26 protein-coding genes and 1 tRNA gene are annotated in these 22,123 nt (G+C 67.4%); 10 read left to right on the top strand and 17 right to left on the bottom strand.

The features are described 5' to 3' along the window. Positions 1-16 precede the first annotated feature (16 nt). On the top strand, positions 17-1,120 hold the full coding sequence (locus YWW_RS0106160) for a hypothetical protein (protein WP_155829967.1): 1,104 nt from the start codon (positions 17-19) through the stop codon (positions 1,118-1,120). Positions 1,121-1,149: 29 nt separating this feature from the next. On the opposite strand, the gene YWW_RS0106165 is transcribed toward YWW_RS0106160, so the two are convergent. After that, entirely contained in the window at positions 1,150-1,512 is a 363-nt protein-coding gene (locus YWW_RS0106165) for a hypothetical protein (protein WP_026929423.1), read from the bottom strand. 260 nt (positions 1,513-1,772) lie between these two features. Here YWW_RS0106165 and YWW_RS0106170 point away from each other — a divergent pair, with 260 nt between their 5' ends. Both YWW_RS0106170 and YWW_RS0106175 read left to right on the top strand, forming a co-directional pair. Further along, positions 1,773-2,150: a hypothetical protein gene (locus YWW_RS0106170; RefSeq protein ID WP_026929424.1), complete on the top strand. Its 378-nt coding sequence runs from the start codon at positions 1,773-1,775 to the stop codon at positions 2,148-2,150. Positions 2,151-2,246: 96 nt separating this feature from the next. Then, positions 2,247-2,831, top strand: a complete 585-nt coding sequence (locus tag YWW_RS0106175; protein WP_155829969.1) for a hypothetical protein — start codon at positions 2,247-2,249, stop codon at positions 2,829-2,831. Positions 2,832-2,886: 55 nt separating this feature from the next. Here the strand turns inward: YWW_RS0106175 and YWW_RS0106180 are convergent, their stop codons facing one another. The 4 genes from YWW_RS0106180 to YWW_RS0106195 all read right to left on the bottom strand — a co-directional run bounded on the left by YWW_RS0106180 (position 2,887) and on the right by YWW_RS0106195 (position 7,862). Continuing rightward, a complete protein-coding gene (locus YWW_RS0106180) occupies positions 2,887-3,921 on the bottom strand; it encodes a hypothetical protein (RefSeq protein WP_155829971.1) in 1,035 nt (344 codons plus the stop codon). Then, positions 3,918-6,017, bottom strand: coding sequence for a hypothetical protein (locus YWW_RS0106185; RefSeq protein ID WP_026929427.1), 2,100 nt, complete (start codon positions 6,015-6,017; stop codon positions 3,918-3,920). The genes YWW_RS0106180 and YWW_RS0106185 overlap by 4 nt, the downstream gene beginning before the upstream one ends. Beyond that, a complete protein-coding gene (locus tag YWW_RS0106190; RefSeq protein WP_026929428.1) occupies positions 6,014-7,069 on the bottom strand; it encodes a hypothetical protein in 1,056 nt (351 codons plus the stop codon). Before YWW_RS0106190 ends, YWW_RS0106185 begins: the two co-directional genes overlap by 4 nt. 118 nt (positions 7,070-7,187) lie before the next feature. After that, the gene (locus YWW_RS0106195) at positions 7,188-7,862 is read right to left on the bottom strand and encodes a Crp/Fnr family transcriptional regulator (protein ID WP_081687234.1); all 675 of its coding nucleotides are present in this window, start codon (positions 7,860-7,862) and stop codon (positions 7,188-7,190) included. A 153-nt stretch (positions 7,863-8,015) separates the two neighbouring features. Here YWW_RS0106195 and YWW_RS0106200 point away from each other — a divergent pair, with 153 nt between their 5' ends. The 5 genes from YWW_RS0106200 (at position 8,016) to thpD (ending at position 12,378) form a co-directional block, all read left to right on the top strand. Next, the gene (locus YWW_RS0106200; protein WP_026929430.1) at positions 8,016-8,939 is read left to right on the top strand and encodes a MazG nucleotide pyrophosphohydrolase domain-containing protein; all 924 of its coding nucleotides are present in this window, start codon (positions 8,016-8,018) and stop codon (positions 8,937-8,939) included. Between the two features lie 74 nt (positions 8,940-9,013). Further along, the gene (ectA, locus tag YWW_RS0106205; RefSeq protein WP_081687236.1) at positions 9,014-9,574 is read left to right on the top strand and encodes a diaminobutyrate acetyltransferase; all 561 of its coding nucleotides are present in this window, start codon (positions 9,014-9,016) and stop codon (positions 9,572-9,574) included. A gap of 217 nt (positions 9,575-9,791) precedes the next feature. Further along, positions 9,792-11,057, top strand: a complete 1,266-nt coding sequence (gene ectB / locus YWW_RS0106210; protein WP_026929432.1) for a diaminobutyrate--2-oxoglutarate transaminase — start codon at positions 9,792-9,794, stop codon at positions 11,055-11,057. After that, complete coding sequence (locus YWW_RS0106215) at positions 11,054-11,464, top strand: ectoine synthase (RefSeq protein WP_026929433.1); 411 nt, start codon at positions 11,054-11,056, stop codon at positions 11,462-11,464. The genes ectB and YWW_RS0106215 overlap by 4 nt, the downstream gene beginning before the upstream one ends. A gap of 26 nt (positions 11,465-11,490) precedes the next feature. Further along, positions 11,491-12,378, top strand: a complete 888-nt coding sequence (thpD, locus tag YWW_RS0106220) for an ectoine hydroxylase (RefSeq protein WP_026929434.1) — start codon at positions 11,491-11,493, stop codon at positions 12,376-12,378. A gap of 64 nt (positions 12,379-12,442) precedes the next feature. On the opposite strand, the gene YWW_RS0106225 is transcribed toward thpD, so the two are convergent. The 5 genes from YWW_RS0106225 to YWW_RS0106245 all read right to left on the bottom strand — a co-directional run bounded on the left by YWW_RS0106225 (position 12,443) and on the right by YWW_RS0106245 (position 16,397). Next, entirely contained in the window at positions 12,443-13,930 is a 1,488-nt protein-coding gene (locus YWW_RS0106225; RefSeq protein WP_026929435.1) for a hypothetical protein, read from the bottom strand. 18 nt (positions 13,931-13,948) lie between these two features. Further along, positions 13,949-14,461: a SigE family RNA polymerase sigma factor gene (locus YWW_RS37260; protein WP_026929436.1), complete on the bottom strand. Its 513-nt coding sequence runs from the start codon at positions 14,459-14,461 to the stop codon at positions 13,949-13,951. A gap of 113 nt (positions 14,462-14,574) precedes the next feature. Then, a complete protein-coding gene (locus YWW_RS37265; RefSeq protein ID WP_035697928.1) occupies positions 14,575-15,420 on the bottom strand; it encodes a hypothetical protein in 846 nt (281 codons plus the stop codon). 51 nt (positions 15,421-15,471) lie between these two features. Beyond that, positions 15,472-16,083 carry a permease prefix domain 1-containing protein gene (locus YWW_RS37270; protein WP_026929437.1) on the bottom strand — a complete coding sequence of 204 codons (612 nt, stop codon included), beginning with the start codon at positions 16,081-16,083 and terminating at the stop codon, positions 15,472-15,474. Continuing rightward, positions 16,080-16,397: a PadR family transcriptional regulator gene (locus YWW_RS0106245; RefSeq protein WP_026929438.1), complete on the bottom strand. Its 318-nt coding sequence runs from the start codon at positions 16,395-16,397 to the stop codon at positions 16,080-16,082. The genes YWW_RS37270 and YWW_RS0106245 overlap by 4 nt, the downstream gene beginning before the upstream one ends. A 70-nt stretch (positions 16,398-16,467) precedes the next feature. Here YWW_RS0106245 and YWW_RS28685 point away from each other — a divergent pair, with 70 nt between their 5' ends. Further along, positions 16,468-17,082, top strand: a complete 615-nt coding sequence (locus YWW_RS28685; protein WP_051325443.1) for a hypothetical protein — start codon at positions 16,468-16,470, stop codon at positions 17,080-17,082. 121 nt (positions 17,083-17,203) lie between these two features. Further along, positions 17,204-17,278, top strand: a tRNA-Gln gene (locus YWW_RS0106255). Positions 17,279-17,414: 136 nt separating this feature from the next. Here the strand turns inward: YWW_RS0106255 and YWW_RS0106260 are convergent. The 7 genes from YWW_RS0106260 to YWW_RS0106290 form a co-directional block, all read right to left on the bottom strand. After that, positions 17,415-17,675, bottom strand: coding sequence for a Txe/YoeB family addiction module toxin (locus YWW_RS0106260; protein WP_026929439.1), 261 nt, complete (start codon positions 17,673-17,675; stop codon positions 17,415-17,417). Next, a complete protein-coding gene (locus YWW_RS0106265; protein ID WP_026929440.1) occupies positions 17,676-17,933 on the bottom strand; it encodes a type II toxin-antitoxin system Phd/YefM family antitoxin in 258 nt (85 codons plus the stop codon). A gap of 99 nt (positions 17,934-18,032) precedes the next feature. After that, a complete protein-coding gene (locus tag YWW_RS0106270; protein WP_026929441.1) occupies positions 18,033-18,233 on the bottom strand; it encodes a hypothetical protein in 201 nt (66 codons plus the stop codon). Between the two features lie 366 nt (positions 18,234-18,599). Beyond that, a complete protein-coding gene (locus tag YWW_RS35765) occupies positions 18,600-18,938 on the bottom strand; it encodes a hypothetical protein (RefSeq protein ID WP_155829973.1) in 339 nt (112 codons plus the stop codon). A 308-nt stretch (positions 18,939-19,246) separates the two neighbouring features. Next, positions 19,247-20,503, bottom strand: coding sequence for a hypothetical protein (locus YWW_RS0106280; protein ID WP_026929443.1), 1,257 nt, complete (start codon positions 20,501-20,503; stop codon positions 19,247-19,249). Positions 20,504-20,851: 348 nt separating this feature from the next. After that, positions 20,852-21,352: a hypothetical protein gene (locus YWW_RS28690; protein WP_035697929.1), complete on the bottom strand. Its 501-nt coding sequence runs from the start codon at positions 21,350-21,352 to the stop codon at positions 20,852-20,854. A gap of 213 nt (positions 21,353-21,565) precedes the next feature. Further along, positions 21,566-21,976, bottom strand: a complete 411-nt coding sequence (locus YWW_RS0106290) for a nuclear transport factor 2 family protein (RefSeq protein ID WP_026929444.1) — start codon at positions 21,974-21,976, stop codon at positions 21,566-21,568. Positions 21,977-22,123 lie beyond the last annotated feature (147 nt).

Raw genomic sequence — 22,123 nt, forward strand, 5'->3', positions numbered from 1 at the left:
ACACTACTCTGTGCGCATGAACCCCTCGCGCCCGTCCGCCCCCGCCCCAGAGGGGTTCGGCCGACCGCTCGGGACGCATCGCCAACGCGCACCGCTCGGACCGTGGGTGCCCGGCGAGGTGCTCGGCGCCACCGGGGTCGTCGCGGTCCTCGGCGCGGACGGGCTCCAGGAGTCGTGGCCGTTGCTGGTGTGGGCGGCGCTGATCCCCGTCGTCGCGGTGGCCGCCCTGCTGTGGAGCCGGTACTCGATCGTGCCGTTCCCCGAAGGGCGGCTGCGGATCACCGCTTTCGAACACGGCTTCCTGATCGAGTCCGAGCACGCCGAGCCGCTGTGGCTGGAGCAGGGGGAGCTCGAAGCGGTGGTGGACAAGGGGCAGGACGGCGCTCCCGGCGCGTCCGTCCTGCGCTGGAAGACGGCGAACGGCCGGAACCGGAGTCTGCTCGTCGTCGATTTCACCCGGCCCGCCGCCCTGTGGCATGTGGCGCGCGGGGCCCTCGGGAAGCCGAGCGCCGATCGGTCCCGTCTCAAGTTCGGATCCGTCGTCGTGCTGCTGTCGCTGGCTCCGGTGGCGGTGGGGGCCCTGTGCGTCGGCATGACGTGGACCGGCGGCGACTCGGGGCCCGAGATCGGCCAGGAGACGCGGTACGACCTCGATCTGCTGACGAACTGCCCGCCCACGGCCTATGACGACGCGCCGGCGTACGAAGGGCCGGGGCCCCATGTGCCGCGGGTGTCGGTGGACGGGGAGCCGCTCGACGGCGCCGCGGCCGGTTTCACCGCGCAAGGCTGGCCCGAGGCGGCGGACTTCCCCTCGCTGACGGTGTGCGGGCGCACGCAGGAGCCCAGGTTCGTCATGCACTGCGCCGCCCGGCTGAACGAGGCGGGCGACATCGTCGGCGGTGGATACGGCCTCTTCGTGACGGACGTCGAGTTCCAGGTGACCGCGACCGGCACCGGCGAGGTGGTCGACGAGTTCGCCATCAGCGGCGCCGAGGAGTGCCTGCCCGGCGACGAGCGGAACTACGAGTCTCATGCGGAGGACGGCATCGCCGACGACGTCCTGCACGAACCGGATCTGAGCCTGCTCGCCGAGCGCATCGGCCACCTGGTCGAGCCGTGAGCGGACCGGGGCGCGGTCGTGAACACGGCTCAGGAAGGCTGCGCTTGCGACACGAAGCCGTCGAAGATGTACAGCACCTGGTCCAAGAACTCGAACCCGGTTGACGTATACGTGTCAGCGGCTTCGTCGCCGCACGCCGTCACCATGCCGCCCGAGGACCCCGGAAGGGTGGTGGTGGATATATTCGCTATCACCACGGCGAATACGGCACAGATCAGTACGGCGCGGACCCAGCGGGGGAGCCGGTCCCGCCAGAACGGCAGGACCATGATGAAAGCCGTGGCGATCAGGAGCGTTCCCGACCATATCTTGCCGCCGCCGAGCATCACGACGCCGAACAGTCCGGTGAGGACGATTCCTGTCCACATCGCTGTCTTCTTGAAGGTGGTCATGAGGGGTTGCTCCTTGTTCGCGATCGGGCCGCTCGGCGGCCCCGGCCGTGGGGCTCTCGGTCGGTGCCGCAGGCACCCGCCCCCGAGACCACAACGGTGCCAGGGCGGTCCGACCCGAAGCTGCGAATTCGATTGGAATCGGCCAAGACCGCGTCCGTTACGGGGCCGTCGGCTTCTTCTCGGACTACAGGTTCGAAGAGGAGTGGAAGGAACGGCCCGTCAGCACGAGCTCGGCGGCGCCGCTGTGGCATCTTGGAACCATGGCGAAAGGCGAGGCGGCACCGCGGCGCGCCGCCGGAGAGCGATTCGGGCAGCGGCTGGTGCGGCGGTACCTCCGTGCCGAGTTCCGCGGCGGCGAGCGCGTCGCCCCGACTCCGGCGGAGGGCCCGAGGTCGGGCACGACGCTGAACGGCTACCGCGCCGCGTCTCGCGCCTCGCGTCGGCTCACGCGATGGTTCTGGTCGTTCGTCCTGTTCTGCTGCCTCGTCGCGCTCTTCTCCGTCGGGCTCGTGTTCGCCACGGGCCGGGTGCCGCTGGGCGGCTTCGCCGTCCTCCTGGCCGCCTTCGGCCTGCTCCTCCTCGTCTTCGCCGCGCGGCTCCAGGCGGGGGTGCGGTGCATGTTCCGGCACCGCCGCTGACGCGGAGCCCGCCCTTGAGGCGGTGGCCGGATCGGGGCGCGTACAACGGTGCGACTAACCTCACAAGGGCAGTCGAATGATTGGAAGGGGCTTTCCGTGCGCACTTTGAAACTGGTCGGACTCGCGGCAGTCGGCCTGGCGGCGCTGACGGCGTGCGGCAGCGCGCAGGGTACCGCCCTGTACGTCGGCGACGAGCGGATCTCGGAGGCCACGTTCGACGGCTATGTCGACGACACGGTCGGCTCCTACCTCGACCAGGGCGCGACGCTCGCCGACATCAGCTACGCCGACAGCCGCGAGCAGGCGGTCCTGTGCCTGGTGTTCGACGAGCTCGGCCGGCAGCTGGACCTGCCCGAGCCCGACACCGCGGCCGCCGCGAGCGAGCTCGAGGCCCACTGCATCGCCGGCCAGACGTACCTGAACGCGATCGCGGCCGAGAGCGAGCCGCGCGAGCTCACCGAGGACGAACTGGCCCAGGTGAGCGAGCTCGGCTGGGACTTCGCCGAGCTCCCGGACCAGAACAAGATGGACCTGATGCTCGCCGCCGGGTTCTACGACTCGCTGAGCGGCTACGTCGAGGAGTACGACGTCCGCGTCAACCCCCGCTACGGCGTCGACGCCTACCACGTCATGCCCGAGGAGCTCGGCGGCCTGTTCGACGTGGAGTTCCCGCAGCGTTGAGCACACCCGGCACGGCCACGCCTTGGCCGGCGCCGTGCCGGGACTCCGACCAGGTTCAGAGCGCGATAGGACCGGGTGGCTCTGATTCTCCGAGATCCGAACGGTGTGCATGATTGGTCGGCGTCGACGGCTGTGCATATTGCTGTACCCGGTCGGCGAGGTCGTCGCGGCCATTGTCGCGGTAGAGTTTCGCGAGGACGATGCCTACGGCGGCCCTACCCGCTTCATCGCTGTCGAGCAGGAACTGATCCAGTAGCTGACCGTCGGTCGCGGCGGTCGGGTCGGGCATCGGCTCTTCATCGAAGACAAGATGCTCATCCGGCTCGTCGAACAGGCCCTCCTCAGGCTCGGTCGAGACCTGCTCGGGTTCTTGCGGCCTGTTCGGCGCCTGCCATCGGCGCGCGTTGAACCAGTGGTCGAGATCGGAGAACAGCTGGGCCTTCAGTGGGAGGTCTTCCAAACGATCCGGATGCTGGGCGAACCACCAGATGGTCGCGATTCGAGGGTCGTCGAAGATCTGCGAGAGCGACTTGATCCGTCGTCTGAGCATCCACTCTTCCTGCTGCTCCGATTCCCATGCGAGCCTCCGCTGCTCGAGTCCGCGAACGAGCTCAAGCTCGGATGCCTTGGCCTCCACGGAGATACAGCGGCCCCAGTAGGCGAGTCCGGCGCTTGGGAGCGAGCGGCGTTGCAGCAGTTCGGCAGTGATCCGATAACTCAGCTGCTCGTGCTCGGTGAGCGAAAGCCGTGAGGAGATGCGGCAGACGATACCGTAGACGTCCTGTTTGATCGCCGTCTCGGGATTGTGGAGCTCTCCCCCGGGCCGGAGGGGCTCGAAACTGATGTTCACCGCGCAGCGAAAGGTCAACTGCGACTTTTCGCTCGGCAGGCTGAAATGGAAGCTCCGGCTTGCCGGCGGCGGGGGCTGAGGCACTGGCGAGGGCTCCGGTTCGGGAGCCGGTTCCGGTTCTTCGGTATGTGCCGGAGCACTGAAGACGGGTGGGTCGTACGCGGATTCACCGCCTCTCCCGAACAGCCGTTTCCAGAACGAAGGCCGCTTCGGAACCTGGTTGAAGTAGAAGTCGGTCATGGCAGCGGTTCCTTCAACTCGAGGAGTTTGATCATGATGTGCAGGCTCAGGTCCGCAAGCCGTCCTTGGTCATTTCGGGCCAGTTGCGCACGTACGGTCTGCGCGAGTTGGCCGATGCTTCGGTAATCGCGCAGCGCTGCGGACACCAAGTGGTCCGCCAAGGCGTCGCCCGTCTCCGCGTCCAGTGCGGCGGCGGCTTCCAACCAGGCCGTGGCTGCCGATCGGGCCTCGGTCGGTGTCGCTGTTCGGAAGAGTCGCTGCCAGAACGTTGCCACGTGGCCGCCCGGATCGGTGTTCAGGGCGTCGGGATCGTGTCGGAGCCGTTCTTGGAACTCGGTCCTACGGTATACCGCGTCGATCATCCGGGGGACCATGTGCGGCAACTGTGACGGCCCAGACGGATCGAGCCAGCTCGTGAACCTGATCAGCAGAATTCGTGGCCGGTGGTGCAGCGACACGTTCGAGACGGCGGTGACCACCGCCTGCTGCACTGAGGCGTCCTCACTCTTGGCCAGGTGTTGCAACCGGTACAGGGCGTTGTTTGGGAAGCGCTCCGCATAGGCGGGAGCACCGCATACCTTGGCCAGCATGAGCTGGCGCGAAGTGGAGGCATTGGCGTAATAGGCCTGGTTCCACAGGCTCCTGCGGACCTCCTTGCCGATGACCGTATCGAGCGCGCCTCGTAGGAGCAGCTGCGCACCGAGGTCGACGTCGTCCCCCAACTGTTCAGTGACGGTCTTGGTGACGAGCTCCGAGTCGTTCGCGGCCGATGCCAGTGCCACGAAGGCGACGATGACTCGGCCGAGGCCCTGCTCATCGAGATACTTTGGATACTGCAGCAACTCAATAAACCACGTCTTGAGCGGCGACCTCCAGCGCGGGTATTCGATCCACACATGCGGCACCACGGCCGCCGCGTAACCGGGCCTTCGGAACGTCGACCTCGCAGGATCGAACACTTCCGTGAGCTGGGCGAATTCGGCGGTCAGACTCGGTTCCTCGAGCAGATGGGGCCGGTCTTCCTGGTAGTCAACCAGTTCGAGGAACCGTCGTGTCGCCTTGACTACCGACTCGATCGGCGAGAATTCGAGCACCGCCGCCGCGACCAAGAGCGCCCTGCTGATCGGATTGATCTCGGTCTCGAACCGCCGGTGCAGATCCTGCCGCCAGTCGTCGAGACCATCGAGCACCCGGTCGAACAGATGGTCCATGGACAGGCCCGGCCCGGCGTTCTTGATCATCTCGGCGAGCTTCGCCATACGCGGCGGCCACGAATCGGCCAAGTGCCGCTTGAACCGATCATGGGCGAGGAACTCCTTCAGATAGCCCTCCCCATCCGATCCGCGCAGACAGGCGGTGAGTACGGCTTCCGCCGAGGGTCGGCGGAGTTCGAATACCGAGCCTGGCAGCGTGGCGTCGGCGGCCTGGAAGTGCTCGTGGCCCAGCGCGATGATCAGATGACTTCGGTGCGCGTGGAGGGCGGCTTGGATCTGGGGGAGCGCCTTCGCCAGCTCGCGGCCGAGCTCACCGTCGTCGCTGATGTCGAGCACCAGGAGCGTGGGCGTCTCCAGATCGTCCACGCTCCGATGCAGGTCTTTCGCCGCTTCGATGAAGATGCGCTCGACGCCCAACCGATGCTGCCGCGCGAATTTCAGCGCCCGGTGGGTGATCGCGGTCGACAGTCCGGTCCGCGGTTCCGCGCAGAGCACCAGGACGTTCCTGTTGAGTAGGACACCGAGGTGCTCGTCGAGTTGTGGAGGCGGCACCACATGCTCGAGCTCGCGTGCCATGGATCCCCACTCGGTCGAGTACCGTGTCCTTCTTTGCAGGTCCGCGACGATGTCACCGATGTTCTCAGGGGTGCTCTGGAAGTGGTAAGTGTGGCTGTCCCGGCCCGCATGAATCTGATCGCGTCCGACGTGTTCGGCAACGAAGAACTGAGCGGTGAGCGGTAGCGGCGGCGCGTGGCGGGACGTCGCCAGGGTCGGATCCCGCCGGGGAAGGGAAACCGGTGGTCCGCTCTTTCGCCCCTCACGGTCCGACCAGTCGCGCGGAATTCGATAGAACTCGGGCGCGCGGTCGGCCTGCCCGGTCATGCCCTGTCGCCTCGCTCCCCGGTCTGCCGCTCCTCATCGCGGTAGGTGTTCTGGTCGCGGCCGACGTTGCTGATCGTGCCATCGCCCCCGAACCGGTTGCTGTCACGTCCGATGTAGGTGGTCGATCGGTCCTGGCCGCTGTGGTCCCGCGAGTGGTCCTCTTTGCGGACCTCTCCGCCCGCAACGACACCTCCTTTGCCGACGTCATCGGTGCGGATGGACTGACTCCTGGCGTCACGACCCACGTCGCCCGCTCCGAACGCATGCCCGTCGGGGGCTCCCGAGACGGGCCGGTCCTGGAACACGGAGTCGGTGACGTAATTCTTGAAGAACTTCAGGGCGGTGAAGTGGTCCTCCAGTGCCTTCGCTTCGGGGTCATCGTCGGAGGCCGGGGAGGTCGGCAGGTTCACCAGCCCGAACTGGAGCAGTGCCCCCGAGGGCGTGGGAACGTGGAGGAAGGCGTTGGTGTTGTAGCGCTTTGCCTCGATGGAGATGTTGACGCGCACGAACTCGGAGTCCCTCACCCACTGCGGGTCGGGTTGGATCACATCGGTGATGACTCTGGAGGTGACGCCCACCGCCAAGTAAGTCGCGTTCTCATCGGAACGCTCCAGCAGTGCCCGAACGGGCTGGGAGTCGGCGATGCGGCAGGCGTCGATGATCGGCTGGTTCGGAGCGATGTCGATGCGATCGTCGTCAAGTGCCTTGATGGGTCCGACCGCGATGCCCATGCGCATGCGCACGTTGAGTTCCGGGCGGTGGCGGTGGAGTTCGCGGAGCTGGCCTTGGAGAGTTGAGGGGATGCGGTCGACGATGTTGCGCAGGTGATGTTCCGCGAAGCCGGTGACGATTCCGTCCCCGGCGTTCTGCTCGAACTGCCGCTCGTTCCAGACCGCGGCGAGGTCGGCCCGGCTGAATGCCTCCTCGATCGCGTCGCGGAAGGCCACGGCGACCTCGTTGCGCTGCGTATCGGTGAACGAGCTGAACCGACGGATGTCGACGGCCATGATGACGAGATTCGAGGCGAGCTGCTCGGAGATGACTGTGCCCATTGAGGCTCCTTAGGGGGAAGCGATTCGGCAGGATTGGCGTCGTTCGCCTGATCCTCCGCGGCCATGGGGAAATACGATGTCCAATGTTGGACATCTTCGAATGTGGCGATGGCCATAGTCAGGTGCGATTGCCGCGGCGGGTGAGTGTAGCGGTGTCGAGCAGTTCCAGGCGCGATTGGTGGAGACGGACCAGACCCGCCTGCCTCCAGTTCGCGAGGAGCCGGGTGACCGAGCTTCGAGCGACGCCGAGGGAATCGGCGATCTGCTGCTGCGTCAAGGGAATCGAGGCCTCGTCCGCATTGGGGTCGGCACTGAGGATTTCCAGAAACAGCAGGGCCATGCGCTGCTCGATCTGGAGGTTGGCGGCGCGCCAGAGCCGCTGGGGGATCTGCCGGTACTTCTGGAGAATGTACCGCTGCAATGTGGTTTCGGCACCGAGACGGCGTATGGAGGATTCGAATGTCGCTGTGGGAACCGCCGCCGTCTCACAGTCGTCGAGAGCCCAGACGGTCGCCATGTGCCCGCCCTGATCACGCTGGGCGTACTCGCCGATCAGATCGCCGGGGCCACGGATCGCCACCAGGACCTCGTGCCCGTCTGCCTCGGTGTAGACCACCCGTGCGCGGCCCTTAACTAGGGCATGGACCAGTCGGCTCGGTGCGCCCTGATCGACGAGTCGGGTTCCGGCAGGGAATGAGTGACGGTTTACCCCGATCAGGAATGCGTTCCACTGCTCAGTGCCGATCAGTGCCTGGAAACCGCGGATATGGAAGTGTTGTGGAGCTGGCGTCATCCGATCTTCTTATCGATTGTGATTGTGACGATCTGTCGTGATACCGACACAAGCTCGTGTGAGTCGTTCGTCCGGCCTCCTGAGCGGGATGACGGAAGAGGGCGAGATGAGGCTAGGGTCACAGGGTCGATCGAGTGGAAGGAAAGTGCAGAAGTGAAGACCGTCGTCTGGCTGCTGACCTCCCCGCGCGTTCCCGCGGGCCTGCTCACGGTCGAGGCCTGGGACGCCCTGCACGACGCCGAGGCCGTCGCCGCCTTCGACGACTCGCCCACCGCCCGCGCCGTCCGCGAGGCCGGGATCGACGTGGCGCTCGTCGAGGACGCCGCCTCCTTCCTCGAGGAGGGCGGCGTCTGGATCGTCGGCGAGGACGGCGACGAGGAGCTCCGCGAGGCCCTCGCCGAGTACGTCGCGGGCGGCGAGATCGAGCTGGAGGTCGTCTACGGCTCCTGGGACCCGCCCGGCGCCCGCCTGCTGGACCTCGTGTCGGCCGTCGAGCAGCTCCACGCCGATCAGGGCGGCTGCCCCTGGCACCGCGGGCAGACCCACGAGAGCCTCGCGCCGTTCCTGATGGAGGAGTCCTACGAGGTCCTCGACGCGATCGCCGCCGGCGACCCGGGCGAGCTCGAGGAGGAGCTCGGCGACCTGCTGTTCCAGCCGGTCCTCCACGCGCGGCTCGCCGCCGGGCGCGGCGAGTTCGACATCGACGATGTCGCCGGCGCCCTGGTCGACAAGATCATCCGCCGCCACCCGCACGTGTGGGGCGACGCCGACCCCGATGAGCTCTACGAGCATTGGCACAGCGCCAAGGCCGCCGAGAAGCCGCACCGCGCCCACCCGGCCGACGGCGTCTCCCGCCGCCTGCCGTCGATGGCCTTCGCCTCGAAGGTCATCGACCGCTTCGCCGACGCCGGGCGGCCGCTCGACCTGCCCGAACTGCCCGACGGCGCGAAGCCGGGCGCCGAGGACGTCGGCGAGTTCCTGCTCGCCGCGGTGGCCGCCGCCAAGGCCGCCGGGGTCGATCCGGAGCTCGCTCTGCGCCGGGCCGTCGTCGAGAAGGCGGGCCTCGACGACACCTGAAGGGCACGTTCGGCTTCACAATACCGTTCGGCTGGGCTTAACAGTTGGGACGATTTCTTGCTACCCTGGACCCCATGCCACCCGGTGACGCAAGTGAATCAGCCCATACCAGGCAGACCACCCAGGTCCGAGGCAAGCAGGCCTTCGAGGCGGTCGAGCCGACCTTCGACTCGCCGCGCATCAGTGACGGTCCCGCAATGTGGGACATCGCCGCGAACGCGGGAGCCCTCGACGTCAACAGCAGGTACGCCTATCTGCTGTGGTGCCGCGATTTCGCCGACACCACAGTCGTGGCCCGCGACGCCGACGACCGCCTGGCGGGCTTTCTCACCGGTTACCGACGGCCGCAGGCACCCGACACGTTCTTCACGTGGCAGGTCGCGGTCGGAGACGGCCACCGTCGCCGTGGTTTGGCGCGGCGCATGCTCGACCACGTGGTCGGCGCCCTGCGCCCGCAAGGAGTTCGCTTCGTGGAAGCGACAGTGACTCCGGACAATAAAGCGTCCATCCGGCTGTTCGAGTCGTTCGCCGAGGCGAACGATGCGACCATGAGGGTGGACGTGCTGTTCTCTGAGCGGGAACTCGGATCCGGCCACGAGCCGGAACTGCTCCATCGCATCGGTCCACTGGACTGACACCGGAGCGCGGCGGCGAAGGCCGCCGCGAGTTCTGGGCCCATCTCGGGCCGCCGCGCGGCGGCCCGGCACAGGGCTCGGTTCCCGTCCTACCCGGGCACCGACGATGCCGGCCCGGGTAAGCGCCTGGCGGCCGGCCGCGGCGATGCTCATAAGCCGCGGACCGGTCACGACGCCTGGAAGCAGGGGCAGCTCATCAGGCCGACCAAAAGAGACAATGCAGGTTTTCGAAAAGGTCGAATCAGAAGTCCGTTCCTACTGCCGCAGCTGGCCGGCGGTGTTCACCACCGCCCGAGGCAGCAGACTCGACGCCGAGGACGGGAAGTCGTACATCGACTTCTTCGCAGGCGCGGGGTCGCTCAACTACGGTCACAACCATCCGGCCCTCAAGGAGGCCCTTCTCTCCTACCTCGCCGAGGACAACGTCATCCACACGCTGGACACCTACACGGCCGCCAAGCGGACGTTCCTCCAGACGTTCCACGACGTGATCCTCGAGCCCAGAGGCCTCGACTACAAGGTCCAGTTCCCCGGGCCCGCCGGGAACAACGCCGTCGAGGCCGCGCTCAAGCTCGCCCGCAAGTACACCGGCCGCGAGACGATCATCTCGTTCACCAACGGCTTCCACGGCATGACCCTGGGCGCCCTGGCCGTCACCGGCAACTCGATGAAGCGCGGTGGCGCGGGCGTGCCGCTCAACAACGCCGCCACCATGCCCTACGACAACTACATGGATGGGCAGACGCCCGACTTCCTGTGGCTGCGCAGCCTCCTCGAGGACTCCGGATCCGGGCTCGACCAGCCCGCCGCGGTCATCGTGGAGACCGTCCAGGGCGAAGGCGGCATCAACGTCGCCACGGACGAATGGCTGCGCGGGCTCCAGGAGGTCTGCCACGAGCACGACATGCTGTTCATCGTCGACGACATCCAGATGGGGTGCGGGCGCACCGGCCCGTTCTTCTCCTTCGAGCGCGCCGGGATCAAGCCCGACATCGTGACGCTCTCGAAGTCCCTGTCGGGCCTGGGCCTGCCGTTCGCGGTCACGCTCATGCGCCCTGAACTGGACGTGTGGGAGCCCGGCGAGCACAACGGGACCTTCCGCGGCTTCGCGCCCGCGTTCGTCACCGCCACCGCCGCGCTCGAGACGTTCTGGCGCGACGACGAGTTCACCAAGGCCGTCGACGTCAAGGCCGAATGGCTCGACGCCGAGCTCGGCAAGATCGTCGAGTCGTACCCGGAGCTGGAGCTGAGCACGCGCGGGCGCGGGCTCGCCCGCGGCCTGGTGTACGCCGAGCCCGAACTCGCGGGCCGCACCTGCAAGGAGGCCTTCGACAACGGCCTGCTCATGGAGACCTCCGGCGCGGAGGACGAGGTCGTCAAGTTCCTCCCGCCGCTGAACACCTCCTATGAGGACTTCGAAGAGGGCGTGGCGATCCTGCGCGACGCCGTCACCGCGATCGCGAAGGAGAAGGAGCGAGCATGATCGTCAGACGTCTGGGCGAGCTCATCGGCACCGAGCTCGACGTCGAGGGCCACGACCGCGACAAGGCCAAGGGCACCTGGCGCTCCCGCCGCCTCCTGCTGGCCCGGGACAAGGTCGGCTTCTCCCTGCACGACACGGTCCTGTTCGCCGGGACCTCCACCACGATGCACTACGCCAACCACATCGAGGCCGTCTACGTCATCGAGGGCACCGGGAAGCTCCACGACCACGACAACGGCGAGGTCCACGAGCTCGCGCCCGGGACCATGTACCTCCTCGACGGCCACGAGCGGCACACGCTCGTGGCCGAGACCGACGTGCGCACCGTCTGCGTCTTCAACCCGCCGGTGACGGGGAGGGAGGTCCACGACGAGCACGGCGTCTATCCCCTGTTGACAGAAGATTAGAAACTCGCACAAAGGAGTGAGCGATCATGAACACCCGCGACAACTACCCGACGCGGGTCGCCCGGGAACCGCAGCTGATCTACCGCAACGAGGACCCCGCCGTCTGGGGACGGCCCGGCGACGGCCCCCTCAGCGCCGAGCAGCTCGATGCTCACGAGGCCAACGGATTCACCGACATCGCCCAGCTGCTGGAGCCCGATGAGCTCCTCGCGGCGCAGGACGAGCTGGGGCGGCTGCTCCAGGACTCCTCGCTCGACGGCGACGAGCGCGTGATCCGCGAGAAGGACTCCAAAGAGGTCCGCTCGGTGTTCGAGGTCCACAAGATCTCGGCGTTCTTCGCCGAGTTGATCCGCGACGAGCGCATCGCGGGCACCGCCCGGCAGATCCTCGGCTCGGACGTGTACGTCCACCAGAGCCGGATCAACTACAAGCCCGGGTTCGGGGGCAACCCGTTCTACTGGCACTCGGACTTCGAGACCTGGCACGCCGAGGACGGCATGCCGCGGATGCGGGCGGTCAGCCTCTCGCTGGCCCTGACCGCGAACTACCACTTCAACGGTTCGCTGATGATCATGCCCGGCTCGCACAAGACCTTCGTCTCGTGCGTGGGCGAGACGCCGGACGACTACTACAAGTCGTCGCTGACCGAGCAGGAGATCGGCACGCCCGACCAGACCTCGCTGCGGCTGCTCGCCGACAAGCACGGCATCAAGCAGTTCACCGGCGATGCCGGATCGGCGATCTGGTTCGACTGCAACTGCATGCACGGCTCGAACGGCAACATCACGCCGTTCCCGCGCTCGAACCTGTTCATCGTGTTCAACAGCGTCGACAACGCGATGGTCGAGCCCTTCGCGGCCAAGGAACCGCGCCCCGAGTTCCTCGGCTCGCGCGAGTGGGAAGTGCTGCGCTAGCACGTTCTGAACGGCGTGCGGCCCCGGCTCGATCGAGCCGGGGCCGCACGCCGTTCAGGGCCGGTCAGTCCTGCTGCGCGGCCTCCTCGTCGTGGACCGGGGCGGGCATCGCCGCGGCCAGCTCGGTGAACTCCTCGACCGTGAGGTCGAACTCGCCCTCGAAGGTCATGAACAGGTTCACCGCCCAGCCGTCCTCGTCGAAGACGGTCACCTCGTAGACGCCGGACTCGGGGTCGACCTCCACGACTGCCGTGCGGCCGTCGACGTCGACCTGCGCGCAGTCGATGCCGAGCTTCCCGTCGCAGTCGGGCAGGTGCCCGCCTTCGCCCTCTGCGAGATCGGGAGTCCAGGGGGTCCAGCCGCCCGGCAGCGTGTAGGTGACGTTGACGTGCGCGTCGCCCTCACCCGCGAAGGCCTCGAACGGCAGCGTCGCCGTCATGGAGTACTGGTGCAGGACCGTCGAGTCCGCCTCCTCCGGGGCCGAGGCCCCGACCGACTCGTCGATCACGTCGGCCCCCGGGTACAGCCCGGTGAGGGCCTCCTCGACGGCCTCGCCGGTCGCGACCGCGTCGGCCTGGGCCCCTTCGGCCCAGCCGTCGTCGGCGGGCCAGCCGTCGGGGGGCTCGGGCAGCTCATCGACCGGGGCGAGCCCGCCGGTGTCGAAGGCGAACTCCGGCATCGACAGGGCGGCATCGGTGAGCTCGCCCAGGTCGACCGGGTACTGCTCGCCCTCGCAGCCGGTGTCCCACGAGACGCGCAGCGCCGACTCGTTCGGGTAGACCACGGCCAGGTCGTAGACGCAGCCGCGGTCGGCGACCATGAGCGTCCGGCCGTCCTCGAACTCCTCGGTCGTGAACTCGGCGCCCTCGTCGTCGACGAGGTGCTGCGGGAACTCGTTCGCTCCGACCGGGCCCGGCTCGGCGGTCCACCCGCCCGGCAGCATCGCCTCCGCGGTGAACGCGGGGGCGTCGGCCTCCTCGTCCCCGGCATAGAGCCAGTAGCTGCGCAGGTAGCCCTGGCCGTCGGCCGCGGGCGTCTGGTTCCGCTGGTACGGCAGGCCGAACGGCTGGTCGAGGCATTCGTTGTAGACCTCCGTGGCCGATTCCTCGAACATCTCGCAGTCCTCGGCCTCGGAGGTGTTCAGCGCGTCGTCCCAGAGGCCGGCCTCATCCAGCAGCGGCCCGAACGCCGTGGTGGCCGCCTCCGCGACCTCGTCGGCCTCACCGCCCGTCTCGTAGGCCCACGAGCCGTCCTCGGGGTCCTGCACGGCGCCCCAGTGCTCGTCGTAGGGGTAGGCGGCCGTGGCCGGGTCGAAGTCGAACTGCTCGGCGGCTTCGACGCCGCCGTCCGCTCCGGGATTCAGGCCGACGGCCAGCGCCAGCGCTCCGGCGAGGGCCGCCACGCCCGCGGTGGCGGCGCCGCCGAGGACGGCGCGGTGGCGGCGTCTGGCGCGGTAGCCGTCGCTCACGATCCGGTCGAGGTCGAAGTTCGCCGGAGGCGGATCCTCCGGTATCGCCCTGCCGATGATCGCCATGGGATCATGGTCGTTCATAGTGGTTCCTTTCTGCCGCTATGCCTGGACCGGGACGGCCGAGTGAGCGAGGATCTCCTTCAGCTTTCGCAGGGCCTTGGAGGACTGGCTCTTCACCGTCCCGGTCGAACAGCCCATCGCCGCGGCGGTCTCGTCGACGGACAGCTGCTCCCAATACCGCAGGACGAGCGTGGCGCGTTGCCTGGGCGGCAGCAGTTTCAGTGCCGCGAGCACTTCGAGTCGGGTCTCGATCGCCTCGTGCGGACGGTCGAGGGCGCCTTCGGGAAGGGTCTCCGAGGCGCGCTCGCGGCGCACCCAGCTCAGGCGCCGGTGCGAGATGTAGACGTTGGTGACGATCTTCCGCACGTACGCGCGGGCGCCGCCCGGCTCGACTCGCCGCCAGGCCGCGAACAGCTTCGTCAGCGACTTCTGGACGATGTCGTCGGCCTCGTACCAGTCCCCGCACAGCAGGTACGCGTATCTGCGCAGGCTGTCGCGCTCGGCGACGGCGAAGGAACGGAACTCGGCCTCATGCTGCTCCTTGTTCTCCACGGGGCCTCTTTCGGTTCGGATGGGTGGGGCGGGCTCCGGTCGGAGCGCCGGCCCGTCACGCCCTAATACGCCGCCGCCGCGGGCGGGGTTGCCCCGATCCGACCGCCGGGCGGTCACCCGGCCGTCTCGAGGCGGATCCCGAGCAGCGCGTCCACCGCCTCGTCGTAGCCGTCGCCGGTGCCGTGGTGGGCGGTGACGCTGCACCGGGCGGGCGCCGCCTTGCCGCGGTCGATGTAGAGATAGGCGTGGGCGCGGGTGTAGTCGACGGCGGTCGGCCCCGATTCGGGGTCGTCCCACTGCGTCCAGTGGTACTGGACCTCGACGAGGAAGGCTTGGCGGCCGTCGATGACGTAGTCGCCGTATTCGGGGGCGGCGACGGCGGTGTACTCGTCGTCGGCGCTCTGGTGCTCGCGGTCGCGGGCCTCCTCGGCGGCGAACCAGGCCTCGTGGTCGCCGAAGCCCGCGGGGTAGCGGCCGGGGTCGTCGCGGATGTCGCCGCAGATGAGGATGACGGTGTCGTCGCCGGCGTCCTTGTGGAAGGTGGCGCTGGTGTCGCCCACCTCCTGGAGGGACCAGTGCTGCCCCTGGGGGGCGGGGAGCCAGGCGTCCTGCTCGAGCGTGAACGGGTGGTAGCCCTCGGCCTCGGCGGGGTCGAACGGCCCGAGGCCCTCGGTGAGGTCGGTGCCGACCGGGGTGAAGGCCGGTTCCTCCTGCTGCTCCTGCTCCTCGCCGCCGAGGAGCACGAAGGCGGCGGTGCCGCCGCCGAGCGCGAGGGCGGCGAGGATGCCGACCATGACGACCAGCGCGAGCCGGGACTGCCGCGGTCGCCTGCGGGGAGCGGGGACGGGCTCGGGGGAGGAGAGGGGCGGCCCGGGGGCGGCCATGTCGGGGGCGTCGGGCGGCGGGTCTTCGCCCAGGCGCCGGTGGGGTTCGTTGCCGTCGTCGGGTTCGGAGGGCATGGACCGTCTCACCTGCCTCGCTAGGAATTGACAGTACGCATTCTAAGTGCCTCACCCGACCCTGGCCCTCGCCGCGCCGACGCGCAGCGCCCGCAGGGCCGAGGCGGACACCCACACCGTGCCCACCGCCGAGGCGAGCATCAGGAACGGCAGGGTGGGCGGGGTGTCGGACGGTTCGGCGATGAGTGCGATGACGGTCGAGCAGCCGAGGGCGACGCCCATGGAGACGACGCCGAGCGCGCCGCACGCCGAGGCGGCCCGGCGGTCGAGGCGGCCGGTCAGGACCAGGGCGGCGGCGGTGAACGCGGCGGCGGAGGCCGCGTCGGTCAGCCGCGCGAGCACCGTGACCGCGAGGCCGGGGTCGCCGCGGCCGCCGAGGAGGTCCCACAGGACCGTCATGGCGGGGAGCGCGATCACCAGCGTCCATGCGGTGCGGCGGGCCTGGGCGGCCTCCAGCTCCCGCTGCATCGCGGCGGCGACGACGCCGGGGGAGCCGAAGTCGGCCGAGGCCCGCCGCACGGCCTCGTCACGGCTGAGGCCGTGCTCGACGCCGTCGGCGACGGCCTCTTCGAAGCCGTCGCCGAGCTCGGCGAGCATGTCGTCGCGCAGCCGCCGGGGGCCGCGCAGCGGCGCGGCCACCGTCTCGAGGTAGTCGCCGCTCATGAGTCCAGGACCGCCGTCATGACCTGGCGGAGCGCGAGCCAGTCCTCGCGGCCCTTCTCGAGGGCCGCGCGGCCCTCGGCGGTGAGCTCGTAGACGCGGCGGCGGCGACCGCCGGCCTGCGTCCACTTGCCGGTGACGTGCCCGGCCCGCTCGAGGCGGCGCAGCGCCGGGTAGACGGTGCCGCTGGGGAGGTCGAGCTGCTCGCCGCTGCGCTCGCGGAGCGCCCCGATGATGGCGTAGCCGTGGGCCTCGCCGCGCCGGAGAGTGGCGAGGATGAGCGTGTCGAGCTGACCGTGAATGCCGTCTGCGTCCATGGCATACCAGCGTACGCCATCATAGGTAGACGGACTTGTTATGTAGGCAAGCTACATGTAGCCTGGCTACATGCTCAGAACCATGCGTTTCATCTCGCTCATCGTCGGCCCGCTCCTGATGGCGGTCTCGACCTTCTTCTGGGAGGGCGAGCGCTACGGGGTCACCGCCGGAGTCATCATCATGATCGCCAACGCGCTGTGGATATACGGCCTGATCGGCGTCTGGGAGCGGATCGCCGCAATCAAGCCGTGGACGGGCGCCATCGGCATCGTCCTGGCCCTGCTCGGCTGCGTCGGCGGCATCGCCTTCGGACTCCAGGGCTTCTTCGAGGGCATCTTCGAGATCTCCGGCTCCGAGTCCCTCGACGCCGCGGACGCCTACCCGATCGCCTCGGCGATCGTGCTGTGGCTGCCCGGGCCGCTGATGCCGATCAGCCTGGTCGCGCTCGGCATCGACCTGGCCTGGTCGAAGCTCGCGCCGGTCTGGCTCGGCGTGCTGCTGGTCCTCAGCGGCGCGGCCTTCCCGCTCAGCCGCATCACCCGCACCGAGTCGATCGCCCACCTGGCCGACGCGCTCATCCTCGCCGCCTTCGTCGTCCTCGCCGTCCACTACCTGCGAGGAAGGATGGACGCGACGCCTGCGCCGAACAGCCGCGAGCCGGTCCGCGCCTCCCAGCCGGTCTGAGATCCCGACGCCCCCGCGACGTGGTGGTTTCCGTCACGGGAACCCGTTTGCGGGGGCGTGAGCGGGTCCGGTACAGTTGTTCCGCGTCGGCGCGACGAGCTTCGGAGCGTCCGAACACCATTGGGGTATGGTGTAATTGGCAACACGGCTGATTCTGGTTCAGTTGTTCTTGGTTCGAGTCCAGGTACCCCAGCCAACAGACCTTATACGAACGTCGGGCCCGCGAAGCGAGCCCGTTCGTCGTTCTCCACCGGCACGTGTAGTGCGTTCGACAGTCGGCCGGGATGCGATCGGATGTAAATGCCGCTGCCGAACGAACGGCAAGTTCGCCATCAGTCGTCGTAGTGCCCGCGGGCTTGGGCAACCTCGAGGATGTCATCTCGCACTCGGTAGACCAGACGGTGTTCCTCATCGATCCGCCGCGACCACCAGCCTGACAGTGGTCCCTTCAACGGCTCGGGCTTGCCGATGCCCGTGAACGGCTCGCGCTTGATCTCCCTGATCAGGCGGTTGACCCGCTTGGTGATCTTGCGGTCGCTCTCGGCCCAGTAGGTGTAGTCCTCCCAGCCGACTTCCGAAAAGGCCGTCTTCACTCAGTCGTCCTCCACCTCGATGAGGTCGCGGACAGTCCCGCCTCCGGCGTCCATCTCGGCGATCGACTTCATCAGGCGCTCGGCGTTGCGGCGCGACCGGAGCAAGAACATCGTCTCCTGCCATGCCTCGTAGTCCTCCTCGGATATCAGCACGGCGTTGCCGCTCTTCGAGGCGATGCGCACCGGAGCGTGATCGTCGTTGACCTTCTTGATGAGCGGGAACAGGTCCTTCCTGGCCTCGCTTGCGGTAATGGTCATACTGCCGCCTCCTCGCAACTATGGCACCTCATATTGTACATGATTGGTACGGAAAATCGTACCATCATTTTCTAGATCATTTGTTCGAGAAGGATTCGGTCACGAAGGCTGTCGGAGCTCTCGGACGGTCAGGCCGCGAGCAGCGGATTGGCGGGTCAGCCAGGCGAACAGGACATCGCGGATCTGTTCATCGCTGGCTTCGGGGTAGCGGCGGCGCAGTGTCTGTTCGTGCATGCGCAGACCCGCCTCATGCAGGTCAAGGGCGATGCGGAACTTCTCGGCCGGTGTCGGCCGACTCATGCCGCGATTCTACCGAGTGGCCCGCGCCCGAGCGCGGTGTCAACCGGAGAGCGACTTCGACGCCCGTGATTCGGCCATTAGACGGGCATGTAGGGATTTGACCTGCGAATATAGGATCGTATACGCCTCCAGAAGGCCAGCCGACACGAGGCCGCCTGCGGGCGGCCTTTTCGTTTCCGCGGCGGGCGCCGCGCTGGGGCAACCCGGCTGCTGTGCTGTCGGGCGCACTGCGTGCGCGTGGTTCAGTTGTTCTTGGTTCGAGTCCGGGTACCCCAGCCAGTCCAGATATTGAGCACGTGAGCGATCATCATGTCGAGGACCGCTCATTCGCGTCTCGAGAGGAGTCTGCGGTCGGTTCTTCATACTTCACAGGGCGTTGATCGGTTCGAGCGCATCGACTCTGAGGTCGATGCCGGATCCGTCGGCGAAGGTGAAGCGGTCGTAGGCGGCTTCTCGGGTCTTGAATCTGCGCCCGAATTGCCTGGTGATCCCCGCTGTATGCTGAAGCTCGCTTGAGGAGACTTCCAGGCGTGTGGCCGGCTGGACCGGTTCGGACGGCAAGTGGTCGTATCCGGTGCGGGCCACCGCTTCGGCGCGGATACGCTCCGGCAGATGGGGAATGAATTCCAGGTATCGCAGCCGGAGATCGGTGACCACCCACATGCCGGGGCTGGATTCGAGTTCCGGGTCCTCGGGGTTCACCACGGCCGTGCAGTCGGGTTCGGTACCGAACAGGACCGTTTTCGGCGCCGAGGAGCCTCGTCCTCCCCATGATCCGTTTCCGGCCTGGCCGAGCAGGAGTGCGCTGAGCACGCCTGCTCCGAACACCACGCCGCGACTGTGGCCGCTCGTTGAGCGGCCCCGGACCTGGTAGTAGGGGTGCCATCCGGAGACGTAGCCGATCGGCCGCTCCCCGCTCCGTAGCCCGGACTTCAGCAGCCAATTCGTTCCGTCGCCGCTGACGGTGAACCGTCGGTACTGTCGTGACTTCGACATGCTGATGACCCTTGGCGCTATGACTCGAGTTCGAGTTGGAGGGATTCGAAGTCGGCGGTGATCTGGTCATCGGCGTCCTGGTAGGCGTCCCGGCATGCCGTGAGTTCCGCCGCGTTGCCTTCCAGGGCCGCTGTGATGTCGGCGAGGACTTCGAGGATGCCTTCGCAGTTGTCCCTGTAGGCGTCGTCCATGCCGAACCAGCCTGGCATACCCCAGGTCATCTCGGCCGCTTGGGCATCGGTGGATGCCTGCTCGATCGCGGCGCTGCGTTCGGCGTGGGTGCTCAGGCTCGATTGGATCTGGTCGAACTCGCCGAGATCGATGTTCACCTGTCCGCTGCCACCGCCGGGCGTCGAGACCGTCGCCGGGCCGTCGGTGAGCTCGTTCGTGACGGCTCCGGCTCCAGGGGCGAGTGCGGCGAGCCCGCCGCCGATCCCGGCCTTCGCGAGCACGCTCACCCACAGCTTGTACTTCGGGTTGCCGCGGTAAGAGGACTTGGCGAGCAACTTGTAGAGGACCTTCCCGATCTTGCCGAAGAGGCCGAACGCCTTCTCCAGCTTGCTGAATGCTCTGGTGAACATCATCGAGCCTTTGATAGAGGCCCGCACCAAGAACCCGGCTACCGAGGATCCGAAGGTGGCCGGGCTCAGGGCCAATGCCACCAGTCCGTTGGTGACCAACCACGAGACCAGCTCGGCGATGATCGACTTGATGACCGCGTAGATGGTCTCGGCGAGCGTCTCGGCCCAGGACAGCAGGGTCTGGACGTTGGCCGCCTCGCTCGAGGCGGCGAGGATGATGGCCTCCAGGGCCCGCAACTGCTCCAACGCCGAATCGGCGTCGGATCCCTGCCAGCTGCTCAGGTCCGCGCCGATACTGGAGCCGACTTCGCCGCTCAGCGCTTCCAATGCGGTGCTGATCTGTCCCCAGCGCTCTTTGGTGCGGGCCATCTCATCGGGGTCGCCGGATACGGACTCGAGGGCGTCGTTCAACGGCTCGACCAGCTCCAGAACGATCGTCAAGCCCGCCTGCACGAGGGTGAAGATCGGGTCTTTGAGCGCGAATGCGGCCTCGAGCCCGAGTACCGCGATGTCGGCGGGAACGGTCTTCGCCGCGGCGAGCGGGTCCTCGTTCTCGTATGCCGCCTTGATGTCCTCGACGAGTTTGTAGCCGCTTTTCACCACTGGAATGGACGAACCCATACTCTCGCGGGTATCGGGAACGTCCGGTTCGTCGTACTGGGCGATGTCGGAACCGGAGTAGCTGTCGGACACGGGTTTCCTTTCGCGTGTCACCGCTGAAGAAGACTCCGTGAGAGGAAGCTTGGGCCTCAACGGCATACGTTCAGTGAGTGCGCGATTGCGTCCTTATTGTAATGAGATCGCCTGGGCCGGTGGGGTCCCAGCGTTCACAACCAGAGGGCTGGAATCGCTGCGGCGTCCAGTTCGGGTGCGGACGTTGAACTCTGACCGGCGGCATTCAGCGGTCGAGCCCCGCGCAAGTCGATCAACCAGGTCGTTCACCAATTGAAGAAGGTTCGCGTGCGCGGTGATTCCCGGCAGTTCGACTTCAGGCGACAGCCGAGTCCGTTCGTTGTTTCGCAGTTGTCTCAGGAGGTGCGCTCAGCTTGTCAGAGCTTGGACTACGTCCCTGAAGTAAGCCTCGGCCTCCTTGCTCGTCGTGAAGAAGTACGTGCTGTCGTTGAGGTGGCCGCGCTCCGTGGCGTACAGCCACTCGTTCAGCCTCCACAGATCGTTGAAAACGGTACTGGCCATGTCAGGGCGCTTCTCGAACATCAGATACTCGTTGTCGAGCAGCAACGCGGTCACACGCGAGGCCGCTGACCTGAACCCGAGTGTCCCGACGCGGTACTCGGCCGCGGTCTCGCAAGCCTTTCGGAGAACCGCATCCGGGAGGGGGGCCACCTCGATCGATAGTTCTTCGGTGACCATCGGGAGGAGTTCACGGATCTCGTATGTTGCGTCGGTTGACAGCCCGGCCAGCTCCGCCAGCGATGGTGATGTGAGGCCTCGAACCAGTGCGTGTGCGGCTTCCAAAGGCAGGTCGAGCTCGGCGTTGAGGCCGTAGAGGTAGTCCTCGATAGCGTGTCGCAGCTGTTTCACGTGGCCATCATTTCGCAGACCTGAGTGAAAGCGCGTGGGGCGTCTGTAACCGCCCGGTCGAGTCTCGCGTGCCGGATAGACGCGCGACGAGGCGGTTGTGTAGGGCGTTTACCTGGGGAAACAGGTTCCCATAGGCTTCGAGAAGGCCGGCCAACACGAGGCCGCCTGCGGGCGGCCTTTTTGCTTGCGGACGGGGCCGTCGGTTCCTTGGTTTTACATCCCGGGAAGGCTGTCGTCGCAGATCCGCCAGACGCCGGCTTCGTCGACCAGATCGATGGACAGTGTGTTGCCGAAGGGCGCGAGCTCGCCGCCGGGTATGGCGGATTCGCCGTGCAGACGCACCGTGACCGACGCGGAGTCGCCCTCGGTCGACGAGTCGAGGACTTCGTAGTCGATCGCGAACGTCATGTCGTTCAACAACTCATACTGCAGCTCGTCCATGCCCGTGCCGCCGAACTCGCCGAAGCGGTCGTCGAGTGTGGCCCGCGAAGCGGCGCACAGGTAAGGGCGCGTGCGGAGAAAGAGGTATTCGGTCTCGTCGTTCTCGAGCGAGTCCACGAGCAACCCCATGTACGCGTCGACGACCTCCGCGGGCGAGTCGCGCCACGGCTGCCAGGCGGCCACGGCAGTGCCGCCCAGCAGTAGGACCGCTGTTCCGACGGCGAGGGCCGAAAGGAGTTTCGACCGCCCCGGCGCCGGAGCGCTCGCCTCCGCCCATGGGGGCGAGTAGAACGGGTCCGGAACCGGCGAGGGGGAACGGTGGTTCATGTT

Source organism: Glycomyces tenuis DSM 44171 (assembly GCF_000427885.1).
GTDB classification, from domain to species: Bacteria; Actinomycetota; Actinomycetes; order Mycobacteriales; family Micromonosporaceae; genus Glycomyces; species Glycomyces tenuis.

Bases quoted from the DNA above. Each gene is read 5' to 3' on its own strand.
- YWW_RS0106160 (WP_155829967.1), top strand. From the start codon at position 17: ATGAACCCCTCGCGCCCGTCCGCCCCCGCCCCAGAGGGGTTCGGCCGA.
- YWW_RS0106165 (WP_026929423.1), bottom strand. From the start codon at position 1,512: ATGACCACCTTCAAGAAGACAGCGATGTGGACAGGAATCGTCCTCACC.
- YWW_RS0106170 (WP_026929424.1), top strand. From the start codon at position 1,773: ATGGCGAAAGGCGAGGCGGCACCGCGGCGCGCCGCCGGAGAGCGATTC.
- YWW_RS0106180 (WP_155829971.1), bottom strand. From the start codon at position 3,921: ATGACCGACTTCTACTTCAACCAGGTTCCGAAGCGGCCTTCGTTCTGG.
- YWW_RS0106185 (WP_026929427.1), bottom strand. From the start codon at position 6,017: ATGACCGGGCAGGCCGACCGCGCGCCCGAGTTCTATCGAATTCCGCGC.
- YWW_RS0106190 (WP_026929428.1), bottom strand. From the start codon at position 7,069: ATGGGCACAGTCATCTCCGAGCAGCTCGCCTCGAATCTCGTCATCATG.
- YWW_RS0106195 (WP_081687234.1), bottom strand. From the start codon at position 7,862: ATGACGCCAGCTCCACAACACTTCCATATCCGCGGTTTCCAGGCACTG.
- ectA (WP_081687236.1), top strand. From the start codon at position 9,014: ATGCCACCCGGTGACGCAAGTGAATCAGCCCATACCAGGCAGACCACC.
- ectB (WP_026929432.1), top strand. From the start codon at position 9,792: ATGCAGGTTTTCGAAAAGGTCGAATCAGAAGTCCGTTCCTACTGCCGC.
- YWW_RS0106215 (WP_026929433.1), top strand. From the start codon at position 11,054: ATGATCGTCAGACGTCTGGGCGAGCTCATCGGCACCGAGCTCGACGTC.
- thpD (WP_026929434.1), top strand. From the start codon at position 11,491: ATGAACACCCGCGACAACTACCCGACGCGGGTCGCCCGGGAACCGCAG.
- YWW_RS0106225 (WP_026929435.1), bottom strand. From the start codon at position 13,930: ATGAACGACCATGATCCCATGGCGATCATCGGCAGGGCGATACCGGAG.
- YWW_RS37265 (WP_035697928.1), bottom strand. From the start codon at position 15,420: ATGCCCTCCGAACCCGACGACGGCAACGAACCCCACCGGCGCCTGGGC.
- YWW_RS37270 (WP_026929437.1), bottom strand. From the start codon at position 16,083: ATGAGCGGCGACTACCTCGAGACGGTGGCCGCGCCGCTGCGCGGCCCC.
- YWW_RS0106245 (WP_026929438.1), bottom strand. From the start codon at position 16,397: ATGGACGCAGACGGCATTCACGGTCAGCTCGACACGCTCATCCTCGCC.
- YWW_RS28685 (WP_051325443.1), top strand. From the start codon at position 16,468: ATGCTCAGAACCATGCGTTTCATCTCGCTCATCGTCGGCCCGCTCCTG.
- YWW_RS0106265 (WP_026929440.1), bottom strand. From the start codon at position 17,933: ATGACCATTACCGCAAGCGAGGCCAGGAAGGACCTGTTCCCGCTCATC.
- YWW_RS0106270 (WP_026929441.1), bottom strand. From the start codon at position 18,233: ATGAGTCGGCCGACACCGGCCGAGAAGTTCCGCATCGCCCTTGACCTG.